Below are 22,971 nucleotides of genomic sequence, written 5' to 3'. Positions count from 1 at the left end.
TTTAAATAAACAAATTTTTCATTAAGCTTATCTATCAAATAGCACACTTTTAACAACTGCTAAAGCTTCTCTAGTATATGTTGAAGGAATAAAGTACCAAACTGTAGAGCTAGAGTAATTATCAAAATTCACATATCCATGTTTCTTAGCCAAAATACTACTTCTAAAGGCATGAAAATCTGTTGTTACTATTTTAATGCTAACTTCATCTATTGATTTATGACTATGTTCCTCTATCTTTTCCTTAGAATATTTTATGTTTTCATTAGTGTCTTTTGACTCATCTTCTTCTATTATTTTTTCTTTATCTATGCCTCTTTCTTGTAAATACGCGCTCATAGCCTGAGCTTCTGGCAAGTATTCATCTGTGCCTTGCCCACCAGATAATACAATATATTGAGTTGGATTTTCTTCTTCACTCTTTATTGCTGCATCTAGCCTTTCTTGAAGTATTAAATTAGGAGTCCTACCATTATCAAGCCCTGCACCCAGCACAATAATATAATCATCTTTTTTTTCATTATGCTTAGGATAACTTATTATTGCAGCTTCTATACCTATGAAACATATAAACGTAATACATAAAAATATCTTTATAATTTTATGGGCTTTAAATAAAAAATCATTTTCTTTTCTTTTATTTTTGAAAAAAAGGTGCCCCAAGAATATGATTCCTAAAATTGTAAGTGGCAAACCAAATGCAATTCGTATTTCTGATATTATGTACCAAATTCTCTCCAAATTCATCTCTCCTATAAATTTATTTCTGCTAAACATATTTATATTTAGCAATAACTTATAAATTTATTATAAACATAACTAATAAGCATGTAATTAAAAATTGTACATCTTATGTAATATATGCATATTACATGCTAAAACACAGTGTTTTCTGTTTAGAAATTTAACATCAGTATAATTCATATTAATATTTAAGCAAAATATAATTGCACAAAATTAAATATAACGCTATTGACTTCAATTATCATTTGAAGTATGATAATTGAAAGAAAGAAATTACGTTGTGTTAGTTAAAATTTATTTGATAAAGACTTAGTATAATTTATTTTTTAACTATTAGAAAAAGTACATGTACTATTTCTAAGTTTTCACTTTTTTACTAACATAATAAATAAATTTATGAGGTGATATATAATGAGTAATACAATAGAAATAATTAAAAATCATAGATCTATAAGACAATATTTAGACAAAGATGTTTCAGATGAACTTATTGATGAAATAGTAAAGGCTGCTCAAGCTATGCCTAATTCAATAAATGGTCAACAAACAACTGTTATAGTAATCAAAGATAAAGAAAAGAGAGCAAAGTTAGCAGAGCTTGTAGGTAATCAAGAATATGTTGCAAAAGCTCCAGTATTTTTAATTTTTGTAATGGATTTTTATAGAACTTATCTTGCTGGTGAGAAGACTGGTTTTAAGCAAGTAATTCATGAAGATATAGAAGGTGTTGAAGCTGGATCTGTGGATGTTGGGATAGCTTTAGGTGCTTCAATAATCGCAGCTGAATCTCTTGGACTTGGTATTGTTCCTATCGGTGGTATAAGAAAAAATCCCGCTGAGGTTATCAAGCTTTTAGGACTTCCTAAATATACTTTCCCTATGGTTGGATTAGTAGTTGGATATCCTGCAGATCAATCACATCAAAAACCAAGAGTTCCTTTTGATAGTTTTAGACATAATGAAAGCTATGATTTAAAAGCTATTGAAAATTCTATTGCTCCTTACGATGAACAAATGAGTGATTATCTAAAGGATATTGGAAGATATGAGCAAGAAGTAGATTGGAGCACCCTTACTTCTAAAATATACCAATCAGTTTATTATCCTAATGTTAAGGGTGCTATGGAGAAGCAAGGCTTTACAACTAAAGAATAAAATTTATTAATTAGATAGAGCTAATGATTTCATACGGAGATCGTTACTTTAACTGAAAAAATAAAATTAGAGACTAGTTATTTTTAATTTACAACTAGTCTCTTTAAAAATTTCTTTTAAATAAATTTATATAAATTACATAATTGTAATTTCATCAGCCTCTTCCAAAATTCACATTCTTAGGCTTGCTAAAATAAATAACAAGTCCATTTATACTTTTTTAAATTACCAGCTTAATACTTGCAATTAAACATCATTAAAAGTCTTAAACCCCTTATGTTTCCTATAAATATTTATATATGTTTATATTTTTATTTATACATATGTAAATATTTAAATAGTTTTATATAAACCTTTAAACCTATTTTTATTCTTATATTTTTTATAATCTTTTCTCATAAAATAGTTGCCTTAACATAAAAACTATATAATAGCCATATTATTTTTTTAAAAGCTTTATTCTTCAATAAATTTGACTAATTCTTCGTTGAATTTCTCACGCTGATCATAAAAAGATCCATGACCGCTGTATTTAAATGGCACAAGCTTTGAATTTCTGATATTTTGTTCTTGTACTTGTCCTAACTCAAAAGGTACAACTTTATCATGAATGCCATGAATAATTAAAGTTGGAACATTTATTGCTCCTAGATCAGAAAACAGTACTTCATTTATCCAAGTATTTGCGATGTTTGCAGTTGCCCAACCTGCTGCCTGTAATCCCAATTGGAAGAACCAATTTGAGAAAGCTTCAGTTATATGCTGATAAAAAAATATATCCCCAAAACCTTGCAGCATTTTAGGACGATCAGTATATGTTCCTTTAATAATTTGCAGAACAGTGTCTTCTTCTAAACCATAAGGGAAATTAGGACGCTTTATAAGACTTGGTGCAGCTGCTGCAAAAAGAGCAAGCTTTGATACTCCATATCCTTTATGCCGAGCCATATATCTAATGGCGATTGCTCCACCAGTTGAATGTCCTGCAAGTGTAATATCACATAATTTCAAGGTATCAATTACATGCCTAACATCATCTGATAACGTATTATAGTCGTATCCACTATAAGGCTTATCTGAATTACCGAATCCTCTTGTATCTATTCCAATACACCTATATCCCATCTTTGAAAACTGATCAAATTGATATTCAAACAACTTATGGCTTCCAGGCCAACCATGTAGAAACAAGATTGTATTATTGCCGTCAGGGTTTAGATCCTCTACATAAATTTTCACATTAGGTTCTACTTTAATATAGTAGCCCATCATAATCTCCAATAAAAAATTACTATTATTAATAGGTTATTCTCTGAACATAAATTGGTGACTATTGCCAATCGTACTTTTTCTCATCAAGCAAAGCGACAAATTGCTCTTATAGTGTGGACTACTATGAGAGCAATTTGCCGATGAGAAGAAAACCAAAATCTATAATTTTTTATGAATCACTTAAATTACTTGATAAATTTTTAAAATGTTTCAAGATACGTCTCTATACTTCTTGTATCTTTTATCTTATAATACCCATCACAGAAAATTAAATATTCCTTTGCCGCTTTATCATTTTGGTATTCTTTTAAAACTTCTATAGAACATCTTCGCGCATTATAAAAATCTTTATTTAAATAATACGCAATGCCTTTCTAAAAAACTTAATCTATTTCATTTATTATATTTTAAATTTCAACACCATTTCATTAAGTTTCTCTGCAAATTCTGCTTGACTTTGTGCAGTTATAGCTACTTGTTCTATTGCTTTTGTTGTTTCATCTACATTTTCTTTTATTGTTTCAGCATTTTCCGATGATCTTTGTGAAGCTACTGCCACATTTTGTATTGCTCCGTTTACTTGACCAACTGTAGCAGTAAGTTCTTCTGACATAGATGCTATTTCTTCTGACATTTTGCTAACAAAATCTGAATCACTATAATATTGACTTCCCACATTCTCAAAATACTTAAATTGTGGGTCTACATTTTCATTTATAAACTTTAATGAGTCTTCACCATTTGATGATAGATTTAAAAATGCATCCTGAACCTTTACAATAGTATCCTGAATACCAGTTACTGCCTCTGAAGATTGTTCTGCAAGTATTCCTATTTCTTCTGCAACTACTGCAAATCCTCTGCCTTGTTCTCCCGCCCTAGCAGCCTCAATTGATGCATTTAGCGCCAGTAAATTGGTCTGATCTGCTATGCTTGCAATTGTATCAGCCATAACCTTTATGTTATCTACAACCTTGCCATCTTCAATGGCCTTTAGCATATTCTTCTTCTTTTCTGAATATAAATCTCTTACTTCTTTTATAGATTCTTCACCTTTTTTCTTAACTTCAATAGCTCTTCCTTTGGATTTGTTTGCATTATCGCTTCCTTCCATAGCTTTTCCAGACAGTTCATTAATGCTTGAATCTACTTCTTTTACAGATGCTGTTATTTCTTCTGCGACTGCATTTGTTTCTTGAATTCCAGCTACTATGTTTGTTACTGCATTATCTATCTCTTCAGTTTTTGCTGATAATTCCTCTATTGTCGCAGAAAGTTCTTGACTTGATGCACTCATATTCTGTGAATCGCTCATTATTACCTTTATAAGTTCCTTTATATTCTCCTGAGCCTTTGTAAGTGCTCCAAATGTCTTACCAAATTCATCTTTCCTTACGACTTTATAATTATTAGATAAATCAAATTTAGCCATCTTTTCTGCTAAATCTACCATTTTTAATAATGGAATATCTATATCTTTTGATATAATAAGTCCACACACAATTCCAAGTATTATTCCTACTATAATTAATATTGTCATAGTGTTATTACTTTTTAAGTATATAGAATTATTATTTAAACTATCTGTTTTTGCACTATCAATATTTATATTTATCAACTTATCAATATTGCCAAACATTGCATCATCTGTAGCAGATAATTGCTGATATTGTTTTGCCGCTTCATCAAAATTTCCATCATTAATAAGCTTCATCACATTTGCTGTTAATGTGTTGTACTTTTCAAGTTGATTTTTATATGTTGGCCATATTTGTTTTTCTACATCATCCATAGAAATTTTTTCATAAGCTGTTACGTATTTATCATTTTTATCTTGATTTAGTTTAATATCTTTTTCTAAATCAGCTTTTTTCGAATCATCTTTTACATAAGCAACCTGTAACATATTGCTTTTAATCTGTGTTAAACTTTGTTTCATATCTGTCAAATAATAAACACTCTGTAGGTTATTGTTATACATCTCTCCAGAATTTGCATCTACTGTTTTTAATGATGTTTTTCCTATTATACCAACAATAGCAATTAATATTGCCATAATAAGAAAAGATGAAATCAATTTAGTTTTTACTTTTATATCCTTTAAAAATAACATTATAATTTCCTCCTCCTTGCATTTTAAAAAGAACTAATTTTATTGTTATTAAATTTATCTACCAACTTTTATAATCTCAATTGAATTTTTAACATTTAGATTACACTTTGTACAAAATTCTTATTTTTATTTTTTGCAAGTTGGTTATTAAAATAATAGTATTGAAGTAAAAATGCACTATTATAATATCTAACTATAAAGGCTAATTGTGGCAAACATATGTCATTTGATCATGAATTCAATTGCTTTTGTATAAACTTCAGCATATACAACTTGTCTACACTGCGTATTAAATATACTTGAGGTTTTTCCTTTTAGATATATTCTAGCGCTACTTTCTGGGCGATTATCCTCCATGCTCTCTAGAAGAACAATAATCATATCTATAATTATACTATTTGCATTTTTATTTAAAATATTAACCACAGCCATTTCCGCAAGCTACTTCCTATATATTTAAATATCTTCTCCTTAGTATAATAATATTTTACAAACACTTTATTGATTATAACTATTTATTTCTATATTTATCTATAGTTTCCTTTTTGATTACATTTAAGGCTTCAACATGTGCATTTACAACTGGCAACCATTCTGCTGATAGCACTCCAGAATTTGCAAGTATCACACCTTCTTTTCCACATATTTATTTTTGTCTACTACTAAAGCTAATACCTCATAACCTCTTGCTAAATCTTCATCAACTAATACACTACCTACGTTACCATTTGCTCCCAATATTGCTATTTTCATTTTAATCATCCTCACTTAATTTAATTTTTATTCGTTGTATCTGTTTCAGTCACATCTGTTGTGCTCATTGTAGTTACATCAAACAAATTTGTCAATAGGATAATTTTTCATTCCTTTTTTTCCTGACATATAAACACCCCCTATTGTAGTTATTTTAAGTCTACAATAGGGGGTGTTTTTCATCAATATCTATATTAATGGGTTCTGTTCACATTTTACACATCAATTGATATGCCTTTATTTTTTTATTTATAATTTTAGTTTAGATTCCAGCTAAATTGACCTTTTATATTTCCAGTAGATATATTACCAGATTGTATTGGAACTACTTTATTATGATTTCTAAGGAATCCCACTCCTTTATTATTTTTGGCAGTACAACCTGTTACTGTAATTAATCCACCATCTTGTCCATTATATAAATTAGGACCTAATTTAAAACCATTTCCATCACCATTTCCACCACTACCATTATTTTCTGCAGTACAACCAGTAAATTTTATATTAGCTCCAGCAGTATAAGTATCATATCCATCATCACTATTTCCACTAGCTGAACAATTATTTAATGTTATATTTTTTGCACCATTTTTTATTCCAAATCCATCAGCATTTTCGCCATTTTTAGCATTATCAAAATTATTATTTGATATGCAATGATCTAAAGTAATATATGATGCATTATTTTTTACTTCAATACCAGCAAATTGAGCTTTATTTACAGTGCAATTTTTTAAAGTTTTACCTAAGCAATCTTGCATACTTATGCCTTGTCTTTTAGCATTGTTTACAGTTATACCCGTTATATTAGCTTTTGCCACAATAGCTATTGTATCACTCGGACAACCTGAGGCATCAATTACAACTTTATTAGCTATAATATCTTTTGTTACTGTTACACCTTTAGTAAGTTTGTAATTACCAGCTGGTATAGTTCCACCTGCTTGCAATAAGGCTGCAATATCTGTACTTGCTGCTGATGCCGTTACTGTTCCTGTTCCTAATGATAATACTAATGTTGCTATTGTTAAAATTGAGACTACTTTTTTATTCATATTTAACACACTCCTTAAAAATTTATGTTTGCAGATAACTATTTAGCTATTTACAATTACATATTCTCATAATACTTAAATTAAATAAATATCTAGTTAATTCCAAAAACTGAAGTTCATATAAGTTGGAATTTTATTATTTGAAAGTTCAGTTCTCATCTTCGCTATTGCTGCATTAACTTCAGTTCTTATAGCTGCTTGTTTTGATGCATCTACAATTGTTACAGTTCCACCACTTGGTTGTTTTAAATTTTTTGTTGCAAATGCTTGAACATTTTTAAATGTTCCAGCTTTCATAAGATCAAGTTGATAATCACCTTTTGTATTTCCGAGTGACATACCATTTGTGATATTTATTGTACCAGCACCATTGTTTTCATCAAAACCTTTTGATGTATTATCAACAGCTAAACAATTAGTCATATTTCTAACGCCATTTGATTGAGCACCATATTTTGATGAGCCTGAACCCATCTTAAATCCATTACCATTTCCAGATGACTTACCAGTTGTCAAATCCTTATCAATCGCAAGTCCTTTTGCTTTATCATATGCTCCAGTATAAACTGTTGCATCACCATTGTGATATGCTACACAATAGTTGTATGTTACATCACTACTTCCTGTAGCAAAACTATCCCAAGCATCATCTGAATTTTCAGCTGATACACAATTTGAAAATACATTACCGTTCCCAAGGAAAAGCTTTGCGGCAAATCCATCTGCATTTCCACCAGTTGTAATTGGGTCAAAATTTCTATAAGCTACACAACCTGTCACGGTATTATTATCTGGTTTTACACTAAGTCCCAAATCTTCAAGTCCATTACTTCCTGAAATTTGAAGACCTGCATCACCATTATAATTGAATACACAGTCAATTATTTGATTGTTATCAGGATCTCCTGTTACTTGCTTATCTTTTGCTAATGCGCTGTTATAATTTGGCTTTATAAGCATACCATTATCATATGCTTTTTCTATTATAAGTCCTTTAATTGTATAACTTCCTCCACTAATTCTTATACCTACATATTGATCACCAGTTGCTTTAGGACTTGCTGCCTTTGCTGTTGTTCTAAAACTAGAAAAGTCTAACACAGGAGTAAATCCAGCTGCTGCCTCAATTGTAATACCTGAATTTACTTTATCGAGTACAAGCTGACTTGTACAATCAAACTTATTTGCTGCAATTTCTATTGTTTGTCCACTAGTTGCAGAAGAAACAGCTGTTTTTAATTGATCAAAAGTTGTAACTTTAATGACTGAAGCTGTACTTATACTACTTACAGTAACTGCTGCACTAGTAGTTACTGTTGAACTACTAATAGCCGCAAAAGCACTGACAGTAGGATTTCCAGAAACATAACAAATAGATAGAGCCATAGATACAATTGATAACTTTGCTAATATACTTTTTATTTTTTTTGACATGATTTAATCGCCTCTCTTATAATCATTATTTTTTATAACACAATGGAATTACTTCCACTGTGTGTAAAATCTTTTTTAGTTTTTCATATGACTTTTATACATGTTATAACGTGATTTATATTGTAAATATAAAGTATTAGAATTAAAATATCTTTATTGTTAACGTTAACTATTTCTTGCATAAATAATTATGCACTATTAGTTGCAGTTTAATACTTTGATGTTTTCTATTTATTTTCCTCCAACAGATACTAAACTAGATTCATAACTCTTAAGTTTAGCCATTAAATTAACATCCATAGTTGAATTTGTATCGTCAGCATTTGTGAAATTCCATATAAGATCTCCACCATTTACTCTTCCTGCATAGGTAGTAACCTTGCTTTCTACATCTTCTGAAGCATCTGGAGTATATTTGTACATTTCTGGTTTTGTATCGAAATTATTATAAGTTGTTCCTCCACTTACAGTTTTATATGTGCTAGGAACTACTTCGTTTTTTGATGTAGCTAAGTATGCATCAAATTGAGTAGGATTTTCACTAGCATAAACAAGTCTTGCAGCACCTTCTACTTTATTGTTGTATGCCTTAATCATACCACCTGGTTCCTTTGAAAATCCACCTATACTGCCATTATAAATATCAGTACCTTGTAGTGAACTCAGCATTGGATCTTTACAATTTCTAAAGTAGTTAGCTTCTACGAAAGCAGAACTTCCTTTTGTTACACCAACTCCATATTTTGCATTACCATCAAAATAGTTATTGTACACGTGAACAGTTCCGACCCTAATACGTGGATGTCTTGAATCTGAGTGATCAAACCAGTTATGGTGATATGTTACGTTGAAATTATTTACATCGCTCATACCGCAAAGAGAACATTTTCCTGAATCATGGAATCGGTTATATGAAACTGTAACATAATCTGATAGTTTCACATCACAAGAACCATCACCTTTTATTTGGTCAGCATCATGTCCAGCTGCACCATAGAAAATATCATTATTGTGGACCCAAATATTTTGATTACCTGTATCAAGTGAAATTCCATCGTCTGGGAATAACATAACTCCTAGATTTCTAATTTCTACATTATGAGCATTTCTAACAAGAATTCCCCATCCATAAGCTGTAGCATCTTCTCCTACACCTTCAAGTGTAACATTATAACAGCCTTTTACTTCTAAATATCCAGTACTATTAAGTCCAGTTATATCAGATGATTTAATTTCACCTACCATACGAATAATAAGTGGAGTTTTATCATAACCTTTTTGACGAGCTGCTAAAATATTAGCAAGACCTGTACAAGTAGTTTTAGTTCCTTTTACATTTGTTACAACATCTGATTTTATTGTATTTACAGTATCTGCTGTAATATATACAATTGTAGCATTACTTGCAACAGTACCATCATCCTTATATCCACCTGATCCTGTCCCCATTGGTGAAGCTGAAGAAAAAGCAAAGCCTTCTCTTATATTTGCTTTTACACTAAGAGTTTTTGTTATTGCTTGTACTGAAGTATCCTCTTTACTGCTTATAATAGGAACTATTTTTATTACATAATTACCTTCTGCAAGACCTAACACATCAGCTCTATAATATGATGAATATTTTCTAATCGATTGATTATCTAACAGCTTATATGTAGAATCTGAAGCGCTTGCTGATTTATAATAGACATCATATCCAGTAGCGTTCGAAACAGAACTCCATTCTACATTTGCAGATTCTAACCAACCTTCACTATCTAATATAGATACTGTACTATTTAATGCAGCTGATGCTGATAAGGCCGATATTGATACTGCTGCTGATGTAGTACTTGTAGCTTTTGTAGTATTTTGAGTTCCTACTGCTACAGCACTTTTATTATTTGTTGATGTACTAGCACTAGCACTAAATGTTGGCGCCATAACTATTGATGATGCTATAGTAGCTAGCATTACTCTTTGTGAAATTTTTAGGATTTGATTACTTTTTTTAAGTTTTTTTTCCATTTAATTATTCCCTCTTCATTAATTTATTTTTTATATTGCATCAAGTTATTATTATACGTTTACACGAAATAATAACGTGATTCTATGGTTGGCTTTGATTAAATGCTAATATATTTTATATTAAAATCTCTCTTGAAACTTAATGTAAAATATATTATAACTATTTAACTACTTGCAATTACATTTTCTCATGATATTTAAATTAAATACATACCTTTTCCTTAAAACATACAAAATCAGGCATTAAATGCAAATACTCTTCATATATGCTTTATTTTTTCTAAAATACTTCTTCTACGACTAAAAATATACACTATGCGATAAAAATATTGACTATATATCATATAAGAAGATTATGATGCGATTTATTTTACAGGTGGTCATGGTACTATATTGGATTTCCCTAACACTGAAGATTTTCAGAAATTAAGTAGTCAAATATATCAAAACGAAGGAATAATTTCAGCTGTTTGTCATGGAGTAGGTGCATTACTTAATATAAAGTTAGATGATAGTCACTTACTTATAAAAGATAAAGTTATTACAGGTTATTCAAATGATGAAGAAGTTTTAGCTAAAGCAATGGAAAAAATACCTTTTACTTCTTATGTAGTTGAAGATGAAAGACTTATAACAGGACAAAATCCCCAATCAATAAAAAACATTTTAAAAAGTCTTACAATCTTTAATAAAGTAAGACATAGCAATGACAATGTTTATTTAAATAACATATAAGAAATTCCACTAGTTCTGATAGTAATGTATATATAAAATCCTTGGGTGTTCATATGATATCCAAGGATTTAACTTTTATATTAATGAATTTCTAATTTAGCTAATATGTATCAGCTTTAAAAACTCATCTTCCTCAATCGTATTTACCATTACATTGTAAGTATAGGCGTTACTTGAAAATAGTGCCCGCTTTAATAACTAAAGATAAAATCGCCTTATTAATTCCTGTTTTAAAACACTTTATAAAATATAACCTGTGGTCACCAATAGAACGACCTAATATTGAAAGGGTAAGGGGCCTCACCCCCTTACCCTTTACTACTTCTGAGCCCATTCATTTAGAAATCCAATTAATTTAGGAAAAATTGGACTTGCCGCATTTCTAACATAGAATCCAAATGTTGCAGTCCCCATTATTAAGGATTCCTTAGGCGATAATCCTAGAATTTATCCTAAACAGAATCCTGCATTGAAGTTATCTCCTGCGCCTGTTGTGAGTTTTGGATTAGGCTCAAACGGACACCAAGTATGAAAATACTTTCCATTGCAAACTGCTGCCGCTTCTCTTACAGGGTGAACTACAGTGCAATATACATTAAGCCTTTTGGCTATTTCTGTAGTTAATGTTTCTAAATCTACTTTAGAGAATCCTTCTGATACTTCTAATATATCTCCTATTTCAATACCCACAGTTTCTTTTAGTTTGTCCCAATTAACATCTCTTAATGCTTCTCTCTTACCAATCATTAATTTACCATCAAGGAATTCAACAGCATCTGTTTGACCAAGGTTAGCAATTGAAACTAGCTTACATTTATCGAACATTGGCTCAAATACAGCATCAATAGAAGGAACTCCTTAAGATAAATTACAAAATTTATTTTATGCTAAACTTTTATCTTGTTTTATTTCTAATTTAAACTTCTTATCAGAGTAAAATACTATAAGTACAAAAATTGCACATGAAACCCAAATGATTGGTTCTGATATGGTTACCCCTAAATATCCCATGGTTGGAGCTAAAAAACCTACAACTGCAAATTTAGCTAAAAGTTCTATTGAACTTGAGATAAGTGGCGTAAACTTCCTACCAATTCCTTGCAACGTACTTCTATATATAAGAAGTATAGCTAATACATAATAAAAAGGAGTATTAATTCTTAAATATCTTACTGCTGTATCTATAATTAAGGTATCATTTGTTCCAGTCAAATATTTTATTATATATGGACCAGAGGTAAAGGAAACTATAACAACTATTGTTGACCATATTGCACCCATAAAAACAGTTTTCTTAAGTCCAATGTTTATTCGTTCATACTTCTTTGCACCATAATTTTGACTTACAAATGTTGCTGCTCCTGTTGCTAATGTTCCAAGTGGCATCATGAAAATTTCACTAACTTTTCTTGCTGCCATATGTGCAGTTATTATATCTTTACCAAAACTGTTTATTGCACTTTGAAGCGCAACTGAACCAATTGAAACAAGGGATAGCATAAATCCCATAGATAATCCTGAAGTGAATAATTCCATTACCATAGTACCATCATATTTAAAATCTCCCTTTGATAATTTTAGTTCTGGACATCTTTTTATAATATGATTAAAGCCTAAGATTACTGATAGGATTTGTGATATGACAGTTGCATAAGCAGAACCTTTAATCCCCCATCTAAACACCAAAATAAATGTAAAAACTAGCACTACATTTAAAATTGAAGCATAAATTAAATATACCAGAGGACTTCGACTATCTCCTAATGCCCTTAAGACTCCTGCTATCATATTGTACATTATTGTAACAGTCATAAACATTAAAATAACAACAATATATCCATATGCATCATTTATTATTTCTGCTGGAGTATTTAAAAATTCTAGAAGATGCCTTATTTGGCTTACTCCAACCACTGTAAATACTACAGATATTATTAAATCAAGAATTATTGTCATTGCCACAGCTTGTCTCATTTTGTCCATATTTTTTGCACCAAAATATCTTGCAATAACAATAGAAAATCCATTATTCATACCCAGAGCCATACCAACAATAAGTCCAAATAGCGGTGTTGTAGAGCCTATAGCAGCCAATGCATTTTCACCTAAAGTATATCCCACAATTACTGTATCCGCCAAATTGTACATTTGTTGAAATACACTTCCAAGAAATATAGGTAATGCAAAATAAAAAATTAATTTTCCAGGATCACCCTTTGTTAAATCTGTAATTTTATTTTTTTCCATAGTAGTTTCCTTCCTTTGGACAGATAAGTTTTATCATCTTTATTCTTTGAGGTTCTGAAAGAACTTTATTATAAGAGCACATCTTATCAATTAAATTATTTTTCATAATTTTCCCTTCAATAACAATATGGCTATATTAATACAGAAATTTTATTTTGTCAATTATGTGATCTTGCTTGAAAAGGCTTGATATATATTCAGGTATTAAGAGGCTTGCTTATAAAATTATAAATTAAAATACCGCAAATTCATTTTGAATAATACGGTACTTGAGATATTAATTATTTTTTCTTTTAACTATATTACTTTTATTTACAACACATCAGAACTATTCACTCCATATATATTTAAACTACAAATATAATCTCTTAATAAAATTTAACAAATTCAGCAGCAGGCTTTCTATAACCTCTTATTTTACTGCTGCTCTTGTCCACTTTTCCCATGGTAATCATCAAAACTGGCACTTCATTTTCTGGAATATTTAATAATTGACTAATTTTATCTTTTTCAAAATATATCATTGGGCATGTATCCCAATCTTTATTTTTAGCTAATAGCATAAATTGCATTGCTGATAAAGATGCATTTCTAACAGCTTCGTCATGTTGAAAACTTTCTCCCCAACCTTCATAAAGACTACTTATAGTATTAATCATAATTTGATATTCAGTACTATCAATCATTCCTAACATCATTGATCCTTCATAAATTTTATCTGCTGATAAATACGCTTTTTTATCTCCTGTAACTATTATTGTTGCTGAAGCAGTTTTAATTTTATATTGTTTAAAAGATGATTCATAAACTTTCTCTGTCAATGCTTTATCTTCTACAACATAGTATCTAGCGTGTTGTAGATTAAATGCTGACGGTGATAATGATAGGTCTCTAAATATATCATCGAAATCCTCTCTAGGTATTGTAATATTTTCAATAAATTTATTAGCTGATCTTCTTTCTCTTATAACTTTTAAAAATTCGTTCACTTTAATATTCTCCTTTTTTAAATTATTTTTTGTAACCTGAGCTTAGTCTTCTATTTTTTCAGCTAGATTTTTAGTTATATCTGCAAGTGTTATTTTCTGCAGAATTCCTTCCATAGCATCTTGTGAACTAATTAGTGCAACATTTATAACCTCTTGAATATTAGCTCCAACCGGACACATTGGATTTGGATTTTCATGAATCTGAAAAAGTTGCCCATCCTCAACACTGCCTACTGCTTTATAAACATCTAGCATTGTAATATCTTCAACACTTTTTACTAAGTAAGCACCACCGGTTCCCCGCTTCATATCAACCATTCCTGCTTGTTTTAACATACCTAATATTCTTCGAATAACTACTGGATTCGTATTTACGCTCCCTGCTATATATTCGGATGTAGGCATTGGATTTCCGTAGAGTTGTAAAATTGAAATAATATGGACTGCTACAGAAAAACGACTACTGATTTTCATAAATCTAACTCCTTTATATGCATCGTGTATAATACGCTACACGAATTTATTTTATCTAAACTACTTATATTTTATATTCTTGCTTATATTTAGTATCCAACAGTAAATGCCTTTTTAATAAAATCTGAATTATCTAATTCATCAAATAAAGCTACGGCATAATCTTGGAAGGATATATGGCTATTGCCCTCTGAATCAACTAATAAATAATCTGTTCCAAGTCTAAATTTACCTGTTTTTTCTCCAGATCCAAAAATGGAAGATGGTCTAAGTACGGTCCAATTTAAATCAGTTTCCTTGCTTATTACATTTAAGGCTTCAACATGTGCATTTACAACTGGCAACCAATCTGCTGGCAACGCTCCAGAATTTGCAAGTATCACACCTTCTGAAACGAATAAACTTCCTGCACCACCAACCATTAAAAATCTCTCAACTTTTGCTCTCTTTGCAGCATCTACAAGATTTCTTGTTGCTACAACAAGATCATTTTCAAAGCCTGCCTTTGGACCAAAAGCACTTACTACTATTTTAATATCCTTAAATCCATTTACTAATGTATCTTTGCTAAGGGCATCTACCTCTTTGACTTCTACACCTTTTTTTGCCACATAATTATTTTTGTCCTTTACTAAAGCTAATACCTCATAACCTCTAGATAAAGCCTCATCGACTAGTACACTTCCTACGTTACCATTTGCTCCTAATATTGCTATTTTCATTTTAATCATCCTCACTTAATTTAATTTTTATTTGTTGTATCTATTTCAGTTACATCTATTGTAATCATTATAGTTACATCAGTCAAATTTGTCAATAGGATAATTAAAATGAATGAGGTCTTATCATGTTAATAAAATTGAATCTCTAATTACCATAGATATGTCTTTTTTATGCCCATAATCCCTTAGCCCTCATTTTTGGCGCATATTCCGAAGAATATATATGGTGAAGCATATTATGGTCAAAATATTCAAATGAATTATTAATTGTTTTATAAGCATATTAAAATACCCTGTATTGTCTACATATCTCAAGTATAAACTTAAGACTTCAACTTTACAGGGTATTAGGGTTAAAGGTATTAGAGTGCTTTAAACATGAATTGTAAATGCACTAAGGATAAACTCAGTGCATTTGCAATTATCTGATGTTTAGAGTCCTTTTTCGTAGCTTTCTACCATTCTCTTTACCATTTCCCCACCAACGCTTCCATTTTGTCTTGAAGAAAGGTTTCCTTTATCTGTGCCTTCATAGTTTTGTAAGCCAATTGATGAAGCAACCTCAGTTTTAAATTTGTTTAACCCTTGTCTTGCTTCTGGTATTAAAGTTCTGTTACTTCCACTGTTATTTGAGCCCATATCTATCTACCTCCTTAAATTATAAATTTGTTGGCAGTAATATATTAACCACTATTATAAATAATAACCTATGAAAGTATTGGAATAATTATTACTTATAACCTTTATTAGACGAGTTTATATATTTTGCCTTTACAAAACGATTTTGCTTCTATTTTGTGTAAAATCCAAATATTTAATGAATTAATAAACCTATCTTTTCAAATAATAATGTTGTAACTAAATTTTATATATTCTAGTTTAAAATATTAGATAATATGAAAAATGTTAAAATTAATATGCTAGGAGTGATTCTATGAACCAAGAAAAAGTACCTTATAATCGAATCCAAGGAGAAGAAATACCTGAAATACAGTCATCAGAACCCAGTGTCTCTGATATTGAAAAAGCTAAAAAACTTTATCTTCCAAATTCAAAAGCTAATAATAATCCAAGTGAGGAAAGCATTGAAGATGCAAATGGCTTAAATTATTCTAAACCTAATACATTATTATAGAATATTGTTATAATAAATATTCTATTTGAGTGGAATTGATTCGAATGAGCAAAGAAAAAAAAATGCCTTATACTTCCTATAATTATCTTATTTATCTTTTACATAAAACAATATAATGGGGCCATTGCAAAATGCAACAGCCCCTAAAAATTATCTTTGCATAAATATAATCATTTTACTAAATTTTCTTTTAACATTTTTTATTTTCTGGTACATTACTAGGATCTTCAATTAAAGTAGTGAAATAATAATCATGATCATGGTTATTATCATCTGCAACACCTGTTGTACCTTTTAGTAAATGGATGTGTTTTCCATCTTTAAGAAAAAGAGCTGGACCAGTAGTATCACAAATCTTATGAAAATGATCATCAAAAGTATCTGTAAGCACGTCTATTTTGTGAACATGGGATTTACCACATTTAATTGGAGGACCAGTTACACCAGCAATACGATGATTGTGTTCTACACATTCATCATCTTTTTCATAGTCTGTACTTGATAGAAATTCATGGTTATGATTTTTTATTTTATATTCATAATTTTCTTTCTTTTCTTTGCATCCCATAGAAACTTCCTCCTCAGTTATTTAATATATTATATAATATGTACTCTACATATTTTTGTGAATAAAAGAAAAATATCGCATATAATTTGATATGCGATATTTTAACTAAACAAAACTTTAAAACTACTCATTTTATTAAACATATAATTTACATTGAATTCAAACTTTACGCATTTTTTTTGAATATCTTTAATAAACGTAAATAGTGATTTGCTTCACGCAAAGTATGGTCACCCAATAATGGTATAATTATAGACTTAATCTTACACTCTACCAATCCTTGCGTACCTTGTGCCTTAAACTTACTTATTTCCGTAGTTGCTTCAAAGCTGTCGTCTGTAACCTTAGAAATTGGCATTGACTTATCCATCGCTTCTTTTGCCTCCATTGTCAACTTATCAAACTCATTTCCAAAATTATTTGCTGTATTTATTAGTTCTTCTTCAGTTGGATCAAGAAGTCCACGAATAAATTTTGAATGTTCAGCCATTATTCTGTTCCAAAAAGTTTCTTGCTCATACGCTTCTTTCTCTAAGTCTATTTCTTCACGATTTTGTAACCTTTGAACTAGCTGAAAATAAAATTTTGCTTCTCTTAAAATATGATCTATAAGTAAAGGAAAATTACTTGTAAATACCTTGCAGGTAATAACATCTGACAATAACTTAGCCTTAAACTGAACTAAACCTTTAATTAATTCCATTATCCTATTATTAAGCATAACTACTCTCCGTTCAAGAAGTGTATGGTTATTTGTGATTAATATGCTACCCACTAAATCAGCCTCTGCTTTAGTAACATAAACTGGAATTTCTACACCTGTAAAATACGCGGAAGCCATTTCAGCTTTTAATGTAAAAGGTGTTATTACTTCACCAGATTGTAATACATCATTGCTAACAACACCATTAGAAATAGAAATAACATCAGCTAAAATCATGTCAAAACCCTTTCTAAAAGCATCTGCCTCATCTATATAATTTGAATCCTTTGGTGTAAAACTCACTTGCAAAAAGAATGAATGTTCCTTCATAATTCTTGCAAAAAAAAGATGTAATTCTAATGATTGTTGTATAAATTCACTGCTAGAAAGCATAGACAACTTCTCCTATATATAAATTAATTACTAAATTCATTATATTCTCTAGATATATAAAAGATTACTTTTTTATATCATTTTAATATTGAGACTTCATTTACACATATAAACATTCTTTTTCATCTATTTTTGAATTAAAAAATCCGATTATAGATACCCACAACTGAAATTTTACTTATGCTTGGTATTATATTCAACATTTACTATACTTAGGAGCATATCCAAACAGAGAAATTGGATACATATTTGTGAAGTAGGCATTGAAAATAACCTGCTGAAGCTTCTTAATGGGAGGTTGTTCCATTATAGTTTGTCCAAAAAGTGAGAATCGAAATTTTATATTTCGTTCTTCGAACTTTCTCTGTGAGCTTTTACATTTGGAGCAAACTATAATGGGTGCAACCTCCCATTTAGAATGCTTCCAGCGAAATTTTCACAGTCCTACGGAATAAATATGTATTCAATTTCGGCGGATGTATGCATAAGTATGAGTTCTACTGTGGTTATCTATAGATTGTATATCATCATCTATTTTGTATAACTTGTAATAATTTTACCTATCTGCTATAATTGTCACAATGAAATTTAATATTTAGTCAGTTCGAAAGCCTCCTGACTCAAAATAAAACTACGGTTAAATAATAAATAGTAATAAAGATTGTACTTGATTTTTTTATTAATGTAATCTTTTATTTTTGTTGAGCTTATTTATCGTAGGGTATTTCCTACGATTTTTTTATTTGAGGATCTGTAATAATACTATTACAGAATTGTGAAGTGAGCATTTGAATTGTACTATAATAAAAGAATATTATTATATAAATGGAGGAGTTTCGTGAATAATACTAAGACAGTAAAGAGACTAGTTAGAACAGCTATTATAGCAGCACTTTATGTAGTTTTAACCCTTGCACTAGCACCAATAAGCTATGGTCCTATACAATTTAGAGTGTCAGAAATAATGGTGTTATTAGCATTTTTTGATCCATTTTATATTGTAGCACTTACAATTGGATGCTTTATTTCAAATATGCTTGGACCCAATGGAATAGCTGATGTTATATTTGGTACATTCGCCACATTTATTAGTGTTTATGCTATTTCACTTACAGGAAAGTTTATTAAAAATAACAAGGTTTCATTAATAATAGCCTCACTTTGGCCAACTATTTTTAATGGTGTAATAGTTGGATTTATGCTTAACTATCTTTATCAATTACCACTTATATTATCAATTGGAGAAGTTGCAATTGGTGAATTTGTTGTAGTTACAATAGTTGGAGTTCCAGTCATAAAATTAATACAAAATAAATATGATAAATTATTTATTTTAAAAACTATGTTTTAGTTAACATCTTCAATCTAGACTTGCCCTCACCGCATATTCCCTTAACCAGCATTTTTAACGCATATTCTTCAGAATAAATATGCACCTTTATAAAGAGTGCGATAGGACAACTAGGAACTTTAAATAATATTTATTGTTCACCATATTAGAATATATATTCTTTAATCATGCATTAAGTGAAAATACTAAATATAGAAATATCTTTATACCTAAGAAAAAAACCTAACGATAGAGATAATGCAATATGAATCTCTATGTTAGGTTTATTTATATGTTTATTGCCTTAATTTTTCATATCTTAGCATGTAGTTTCAGAAAAATATCGTTATTGTTTATTAAAAATATTTCTTTATAATAATAGAATTATTTTACTTTCATTTCAGCTCCTGAAATGAATCCTAAAGTTTCTACACTTTCTTTATTATCAGCACTTGTTACAAATTCTATAAAGCTTTTAGTTAAATCTTTTGCTTCGCCCTTAGTGTACATATGACCCCATGACCAGAATTTATAAGATCCATCAATTATATTTGCTTTATCAGAAGCTACTCCATCAATTTTTACTAATTTTAAAGAATCTTGAGCCTCCTTTGAATTCATGTATGCAAGACCTAAGTAACTAATTGCACCATCATTTTCCTTCATTGCACTTAATACTGCGCCATTTGAATCTTGTGTTACTCCAAGTGAATCATTTTCAAGTGACTTATCTCCACCAAGTATTGTCTTTTCTAAAGTTGCTCTTGTTCCTGAACCTGCTGTTCTATGGATTAATAAAATTTCTTTATCAGCTCCTCCAACTTGTTTCCAGTTAGTAACTTTTCCAGAGAATATATCTTTAATTTGAGCTGAAGTTAAATTATCTATTCCAAGTGATTTACTTACTGCAATACCAAATCCTTGTGCTACAACTTTATGATCAACTAATTCTTTTGCCTTTGCTGCATCTAATTTTTCTTCTGCAAATACATCTGAATTTCCAATGTCTACTGTTCCATCTAATACTTGAGTAAGACCTGTACCAGACCCACCTGCTTGAGCTCCAACTTCTGCTTTAGGATTTTTTGCAGCGAATTTTTCAACTGTCTTTTCCATAAGTGGCAATAACGCCGATGAACCACTAACTGTTATAGACCCACTTAATTCTGTTCCTGCTTTTGTATCAGCTGTTCCAGATTTAGCATCAGTTTCTGGTTTGCTTCCACATCCCACCATTACACTTCCTACCATTGCCACAAGTAAAGCACTTACTATTAATTTTAATGTTCTTTTTTTCATTATTATTTTACCTCCACTAATAAATTATATTCTATATTCTTTTTTAACTTTCCTTACTACATATTTTATAATATACCCCTTTTGTTAATGCATTATTACAAGTATGTTAAGTTATATTAGATGTAGGTTAAGAGAATTTAATATTATAACAATATAAAAAGTCTAAAGTAGGAAATATAAAAATATATTTTCTACTTTAGACTAAAATTTCAAATCAACTGTTATTTTAACTTTATATAACTTTATCTAAATCCTCAGAAGTTTCTTCATTTTGAAGTATACTGTGTTTTCTTCCATAAAAAAAGTATACTAAAAGTCCTATAACAAGCCAAACTAAAAAACCTATCCAAGTTATTAATTTCAATCCGCATAATAAAACTATGCAACATATTATAGCTATTGCTGGCGTAAATGGTACTCCAGGAGCTTTAAACATTCTTTCGAAATTTGGCATAGTTTTTCTAAGTACTATAACAGCAGCAGATACTGATATGAAGCTTATTAATGTTCCTGTATTTAAAAATTCTACAATGATATTTAATGGTAAAAAGCCAGCTATTAATGCTGCTATACTTCCGGTTATTATTGTTGATATATATGGTGTATTATGTGTAGGATGTACCTTTGAAAATAATTTTGGCAAAAGTCCATCTCTTGACATAACCATAAATACTCTAACTTGACCATAAAGTACTACCATCATAGTAGAAATCATTCCAAGTATTGCTCCTGTTCCTACTAATGCTGCTCCCCAGTTTATACCAACTCTTGCTAAAGCCCCTGGTACTGCATTTTCTGAAATTATTTCTTGATAAGGGACCATTCCTGTAAGTACAACTGCAACTGCAACATAAAGAATTGTAACTGCTATTAAACAAGATATAAGTCCTATTGGAATATCTCTCTTAGGATTTTCAGCTTCTTCTGCTGCAGTTGATATGGCATCAAAACCTATGAAAGAAAAGAATATAATAGACGTTGCTGCAAAGATCCCACCAAATCCCTTTGGTGCAAAAGGCTGATAATTACTTGGATTTATGTGTGATACTCCAAGAAATATAAATAATATAATTATAGATATTTTTATCACTACAATTATATTATTAAATTTAGCACTTTCCTTCATACCATAATATAATATGTAAGTTATTAATCCAATAATTAGTACAGCTGGCAAATCTATTATTCCACCTTTACTTGGTGATGCAGTAAATGCTGTTGGTAGTGTTATTCCTATTGACTTTAATATACCAACAAAAGTACCTGACCATCCTGATGCAACAGCACTACAAGCAACTAAGTATTCTGCAGTAAGACACCAGCCAATTATCATTGCAATTATTTCACCAAATACTATGTATGAATAGGAATAAGTACTTCCTGCTACTGGGAACATAGTTGAAAGCTCACAGTAACATAACGCACACAGACAAGCTACTATACCTGCTATAATAAATGAAATAATTACTGCTGGTCCTGCTAAATGTGCCCCTTCTCCTGTGGCAACAAATATGCCTACTCCGACAACTGCTCCTATACCAAATGCAGCTATGTCTTTAGCTTTAAGATTTTTCTTTAAAGCTGTCTTTTGTATACCTTCCAGCATTTGTTCTACTGATTTTTTCTTAAAAATGTTCATAAGTTCCTCCTATTTAGTTAATGAATTCGTCAAAATATTCGTTTTAATTTGCTGATTATTTTAGAATATTAATATATTTTCTTATAAATTTTAAAAATACAGTAAATTAACCAATTAGTATTTTATCATATTTTGATAATAATTAGCAAGATGTTAACATTATGATAATTTTATCGGCTTGCAACCATGAATATATTGGAAAAT

The 22,971-nt window shown here is 30.0% G+C and carries 21 protein-coding genes and 1 pseudogene; 4 read left to right on the top strand and 18 right to left on the bottom strand.

Features of this window, described 5'->3' with window-relative positions:
- Nucleotides 1–27: 27 nt before the first annotated feature.
- Nucleotides 28–747, bottom strand: a complete 720-nt coding sequence (locus psyc5s11_RS08970) for a YdcF family protein (RefSeq protein WP_224038157.1) — start codon at nt 745–747, stop codon at nt 28–30.
- A gap of 408 nt (nt 748–1,155) precedes the next feature.
- On the opposite strand from psyc5s11_RS08970, the gene psyc5s11_RS08965 reads away from it, so the two are divergent.
- Entirely contained in the window at nt 1,156–1,899 is a 744-nt protein-coding gene (locus psyc5s11_RS08965; protein ID WP_224037258.1) for an NADPH-dependent oxidoreductase, read from the top strand.
- Between the two features lie 456 nt (nt 1,900–2,355).
- Here the strand turns inward: psyc5s11_RS08965 and psyc5s11_RS08960 are convergent, their stop codons facing one another.
- The 7 genes from psyc5s11_RS08960 to psyc5s11_RS08935 all read right to left on the bottom strand — a co-directional run bounded on the left by psyc5s11_RS08960 (nt 2,356) and on the right by psyc5s11_RS08935 (nt 10,533).
- Complete coding sequence (locus psyc5s11_RS08960; RefSeq protein ID WP_224037257.1) at nt 2,356–3,168, bottom strand: alpha/beta fold hydrolase; 813 nt, start codon at nt 3,166–3,168, stop codon at nt 2,356–2,358.
- Nucleotides 3,169–3,571: 403 nt separating this feature from the next.
- A complete protein-coding gene (locus psyc5s11_RS08955) occupies nt 3,572–5,284 on the bottom strand; it encodes a methyl-accepting chemotaxis protein (protein WP_224037256.1) in 1,713 nt (570 codons plus the stop codon).
- Between the two features lie 222 nt (nt 5,285–5,506).
- Nucleotides 5,507–5,716: a DUF429 domain-containing protein gene (locus psyc5s11_RS08950; RefSeq protein ID WP_224037255.1), complete on the bottom strand. Its 210-nt coding sequence runs from the start codon at nt 5,714–5,716 to the stop codon at nt 5,507–5,509.
- A gap of 192 nt (nt 5,717–5,908) precedes the next feature.
- Nucleotides 5,909–6,037, bottom strand: coding sequence for a hypothetical protein (locus tag psyc5s11_RS27835; RefSeq protein WP_258712435.1), 129 nt, complete (start codon nt 6,035–6,037; stop codon nt 5,909–5,911).
- Nucleotides 6,038–6,294: 257 nt separating this feature from the next.
- Entirely contained in the window at nt 6,295–7,092 is a 798-nt protein-coding gene (locus psyc5s11_RS08945; RefSeq protein WP_224037254.1) for a right-handed parallel beta-helix repeat-containing protein, read from the bottom strand.
- A 96-nt stretch (nt 7,093–7,188) separates the two neighbouring features.
- Nucleotides 7,189–8,526 (bottom strand): pectate lyase, encoded by a 1,338-nt coding sequence (locus psyc5s11_RS08940; RefSeq protein WP_224037253.1) that lies wholly within the window; start codon nt 8,524–8,526, stop codon nt 7,189–7,191.
- Between the two features lie 231 nt (nt 8,527–8,757).
- Complete coding sequence (locus psyc5s11_RS08935) at nt 8,758–10,533, bottom strand: pectate lyase family protein (protein WP_224037252.1); 1,776 nt, start codon at nt 10,531–10,533, stop codon at nt 8,758–8,760.
- A 360-nt stretch (nt 10,534–10,893) separates the two neighbouring features.
- Here psyc5s11_RS08935 and psyc5s11_RS08930 point away from each other — a divergent pair.
- A pseudogene (locus psyc5s11_RS08930) lies at nt 10,894–11,268 on the top strand (DJ-1/PfpI family protein); the annotation flags it as partial.
- A gap of 447 nt (nt 11,269–11,715) precedes the next feature.
- Here the strand turns inward: psyc5s11_RS08930 and psyc5s11_RS08925 are convergent.
- The 6 genes from psyc5s11_RS08925 to psyc5s11_RS08900 all read right to left on the bottom strand — a co-directional run bounded on the left by psyc5s11_RS08925 (nt 11,716) and on the right by psyc5s11_RS08900 (nt 16,339).
- Nucleotides 11,716–12,114: a hypothetical protein gene (locus psyc5s11_RS08925; RefSeq protein WP_449720077.1), complete on the bottom strand. Its 399-nt coding sequence runs from the start codon at nt 12,112–12,114 to the stop codon at nt 11,716–11,718.
- A gap of 36 nt (nt 12,115–12,150) precedes the next feature.
- Complete coding sequence (locus psyc5s11_RS08920) at nt 12,151–13,515, bottom strand: MATE family efflux transporter (RefSeq protein WP_224037250.1); 1,365 nt, start codon at nt 13,513–13,515, stop codon at nt 12,151–12,153.
- Between the two features lie 368 nt (nt 13,516–13,883).
- Nucleotides 13,884–14,504, bottom strand: a complete 621-nt coding sequence (locus tag psyc5s11_RS08915) for a nitroreductase family protein (protein ID WP_224037249.1) — start codon at nt 14,502–14,504, stop codon at nt 13,884–13,886.
- A 42-nt stretch (nt 14,505–14,546) separates the two neighbouring features.
- Nucleotides 14,547–14,978: an Rrf2 family transcriptional regulator gene (locus psyc5s11_RS08910; protein WP_224037248.1), complete on the bottom strand. Its 432-nt coding sequence runs from the start codon at nt 14,976–14,978 to the stop codon at nt 14,547–14,549.
- Between the two features lie 89 nt (nt 14,979–15,067).
- A complete protein-coding gene (locus tag psyc5s11_RS08905) occupies nt 15,068–15,700 on the bottom strand; it encodes an NAD(P)-dependent oxidoreductase (RefSeq protein ID WP_224037247.1) in 633 nt (210 codons plus the stop codon).
- 432 nt (nt 15,701–16,132) lie between these two features.
- A complete protein-coding gene (locus psyc5s11_RS08900) occupies nt 16,133–16,339 on the bottom strand; it encodes an alpha/beta-type small acid-soluble spore protein (protein ID WP_224033539.1) in 207 nt (68 codons plus the stop codon).
- A 295-nt stretch (nt 16,340–16,634) separates the two neighbouring features.
- Here psyc5s11_RS08900 and psyc5s11_RS08895 point away from each other — a divergent pair, with 295 nt between their 5' ends.
- Complete coding sequence (locus psyc5s11_RS08895; protein ID WP_224037246.1) at nt 16,635–16,835, top strand: hypothetical protein; 201 nt, start codon at nt 16,635–16,637, stop codon at nt 16,833–16,835.
- Nucleotides 16,836–17,025: 190 nt separating this feature from the next.
- On the opposite strand, the gene psyc5s11_RS08890 is transcribed toward psyc5s11_RS08895, so the two are convergent.
- Both psyc5s11_RS08890 and psyc5s11_RS08885 read right to left on the bottom strand, forming a co-directional pair.
- A complete protein-coding gene (locus psyc5s11_RS08890; protein WP_224037245.1) occupies nt 17,026–17,403 on the bottom strand; it encodes a YmaF family protein in 378 nt (125 codons plus the stop codon).
- 166 nt (nt 17,404–17,569) lie between these two features.
- The gene (locus psyc5s11_RS08885; protein WP_224037244.1) at nt 17,570–18,499 is read right to left on the bottom strand and encodes a DUF2935 domain-containing protein; all 930 of its coding nucleotides are present in this window, start codon (nt 18,497–18,499) and stop codon (nt 17,570–17,572) included.
- Nucleotides 18,500–19,337: 838 nt separating this feature from the next.
- On the opposite strand from psyc5s11_RS08885, the gene psyc5s11_RS08880 reads away from it, so the two are divergent.
- On the top strand, nt 19,338–19,850 hold the full coding sequence (locus psyc5s11_RS08880; protein WP_224037243.1) for a QueT transporter family protein: 513 nt from the start codon (nt 19,338–19,340) through the stop codon (nt 19,848–19,850).
- Between the two features lie 363 nt (nt 19,851–20,213).
- Here the strand turns inward: psyc5s11_RS08880 and psyc5s11_RS08875 are convergent, their stop codons facing one another.
- On the bottom strand, nt 20,214–21,128 hold the full coding sequence (locus tag psyc5s11_RS08875; protein ID WP_224037242.1) for a phosphate ABC transporter substrate-binding protein: 915 nt from the start codon (nt 21,126–21,128) through the stop codon (nt 20,214–20,216).
- Between the two features lie 232 nt (nt 21,129–21,360).
- The gene (locus tag psyc5s11_RS08870) at nt 21,361–22,767 is read right to left on the bottom strand and encodes an amino acid permease (RefSeq protein WP_224037241.1); all 1,407 of its coding nucleotides are present in this window, start codon (nt 22,765–22,767) and stop codon (nt 21,361–21,363) included.
- Nucleotides 22,768–22,971: the final 204 nt, after the last annotated feature.

This window comes from Clostridium gelidum (assembly GCF_019977655.1).
GTDB classification, from domain to species: Bacteria; Bacillota; Clostridia; order Clostridiales; family Clostridiaceae; genus Clostridium; species Clostridium gelidum.
This window is presented reverse-complemented; position numbering and strand designations above follow the sequence as displayed.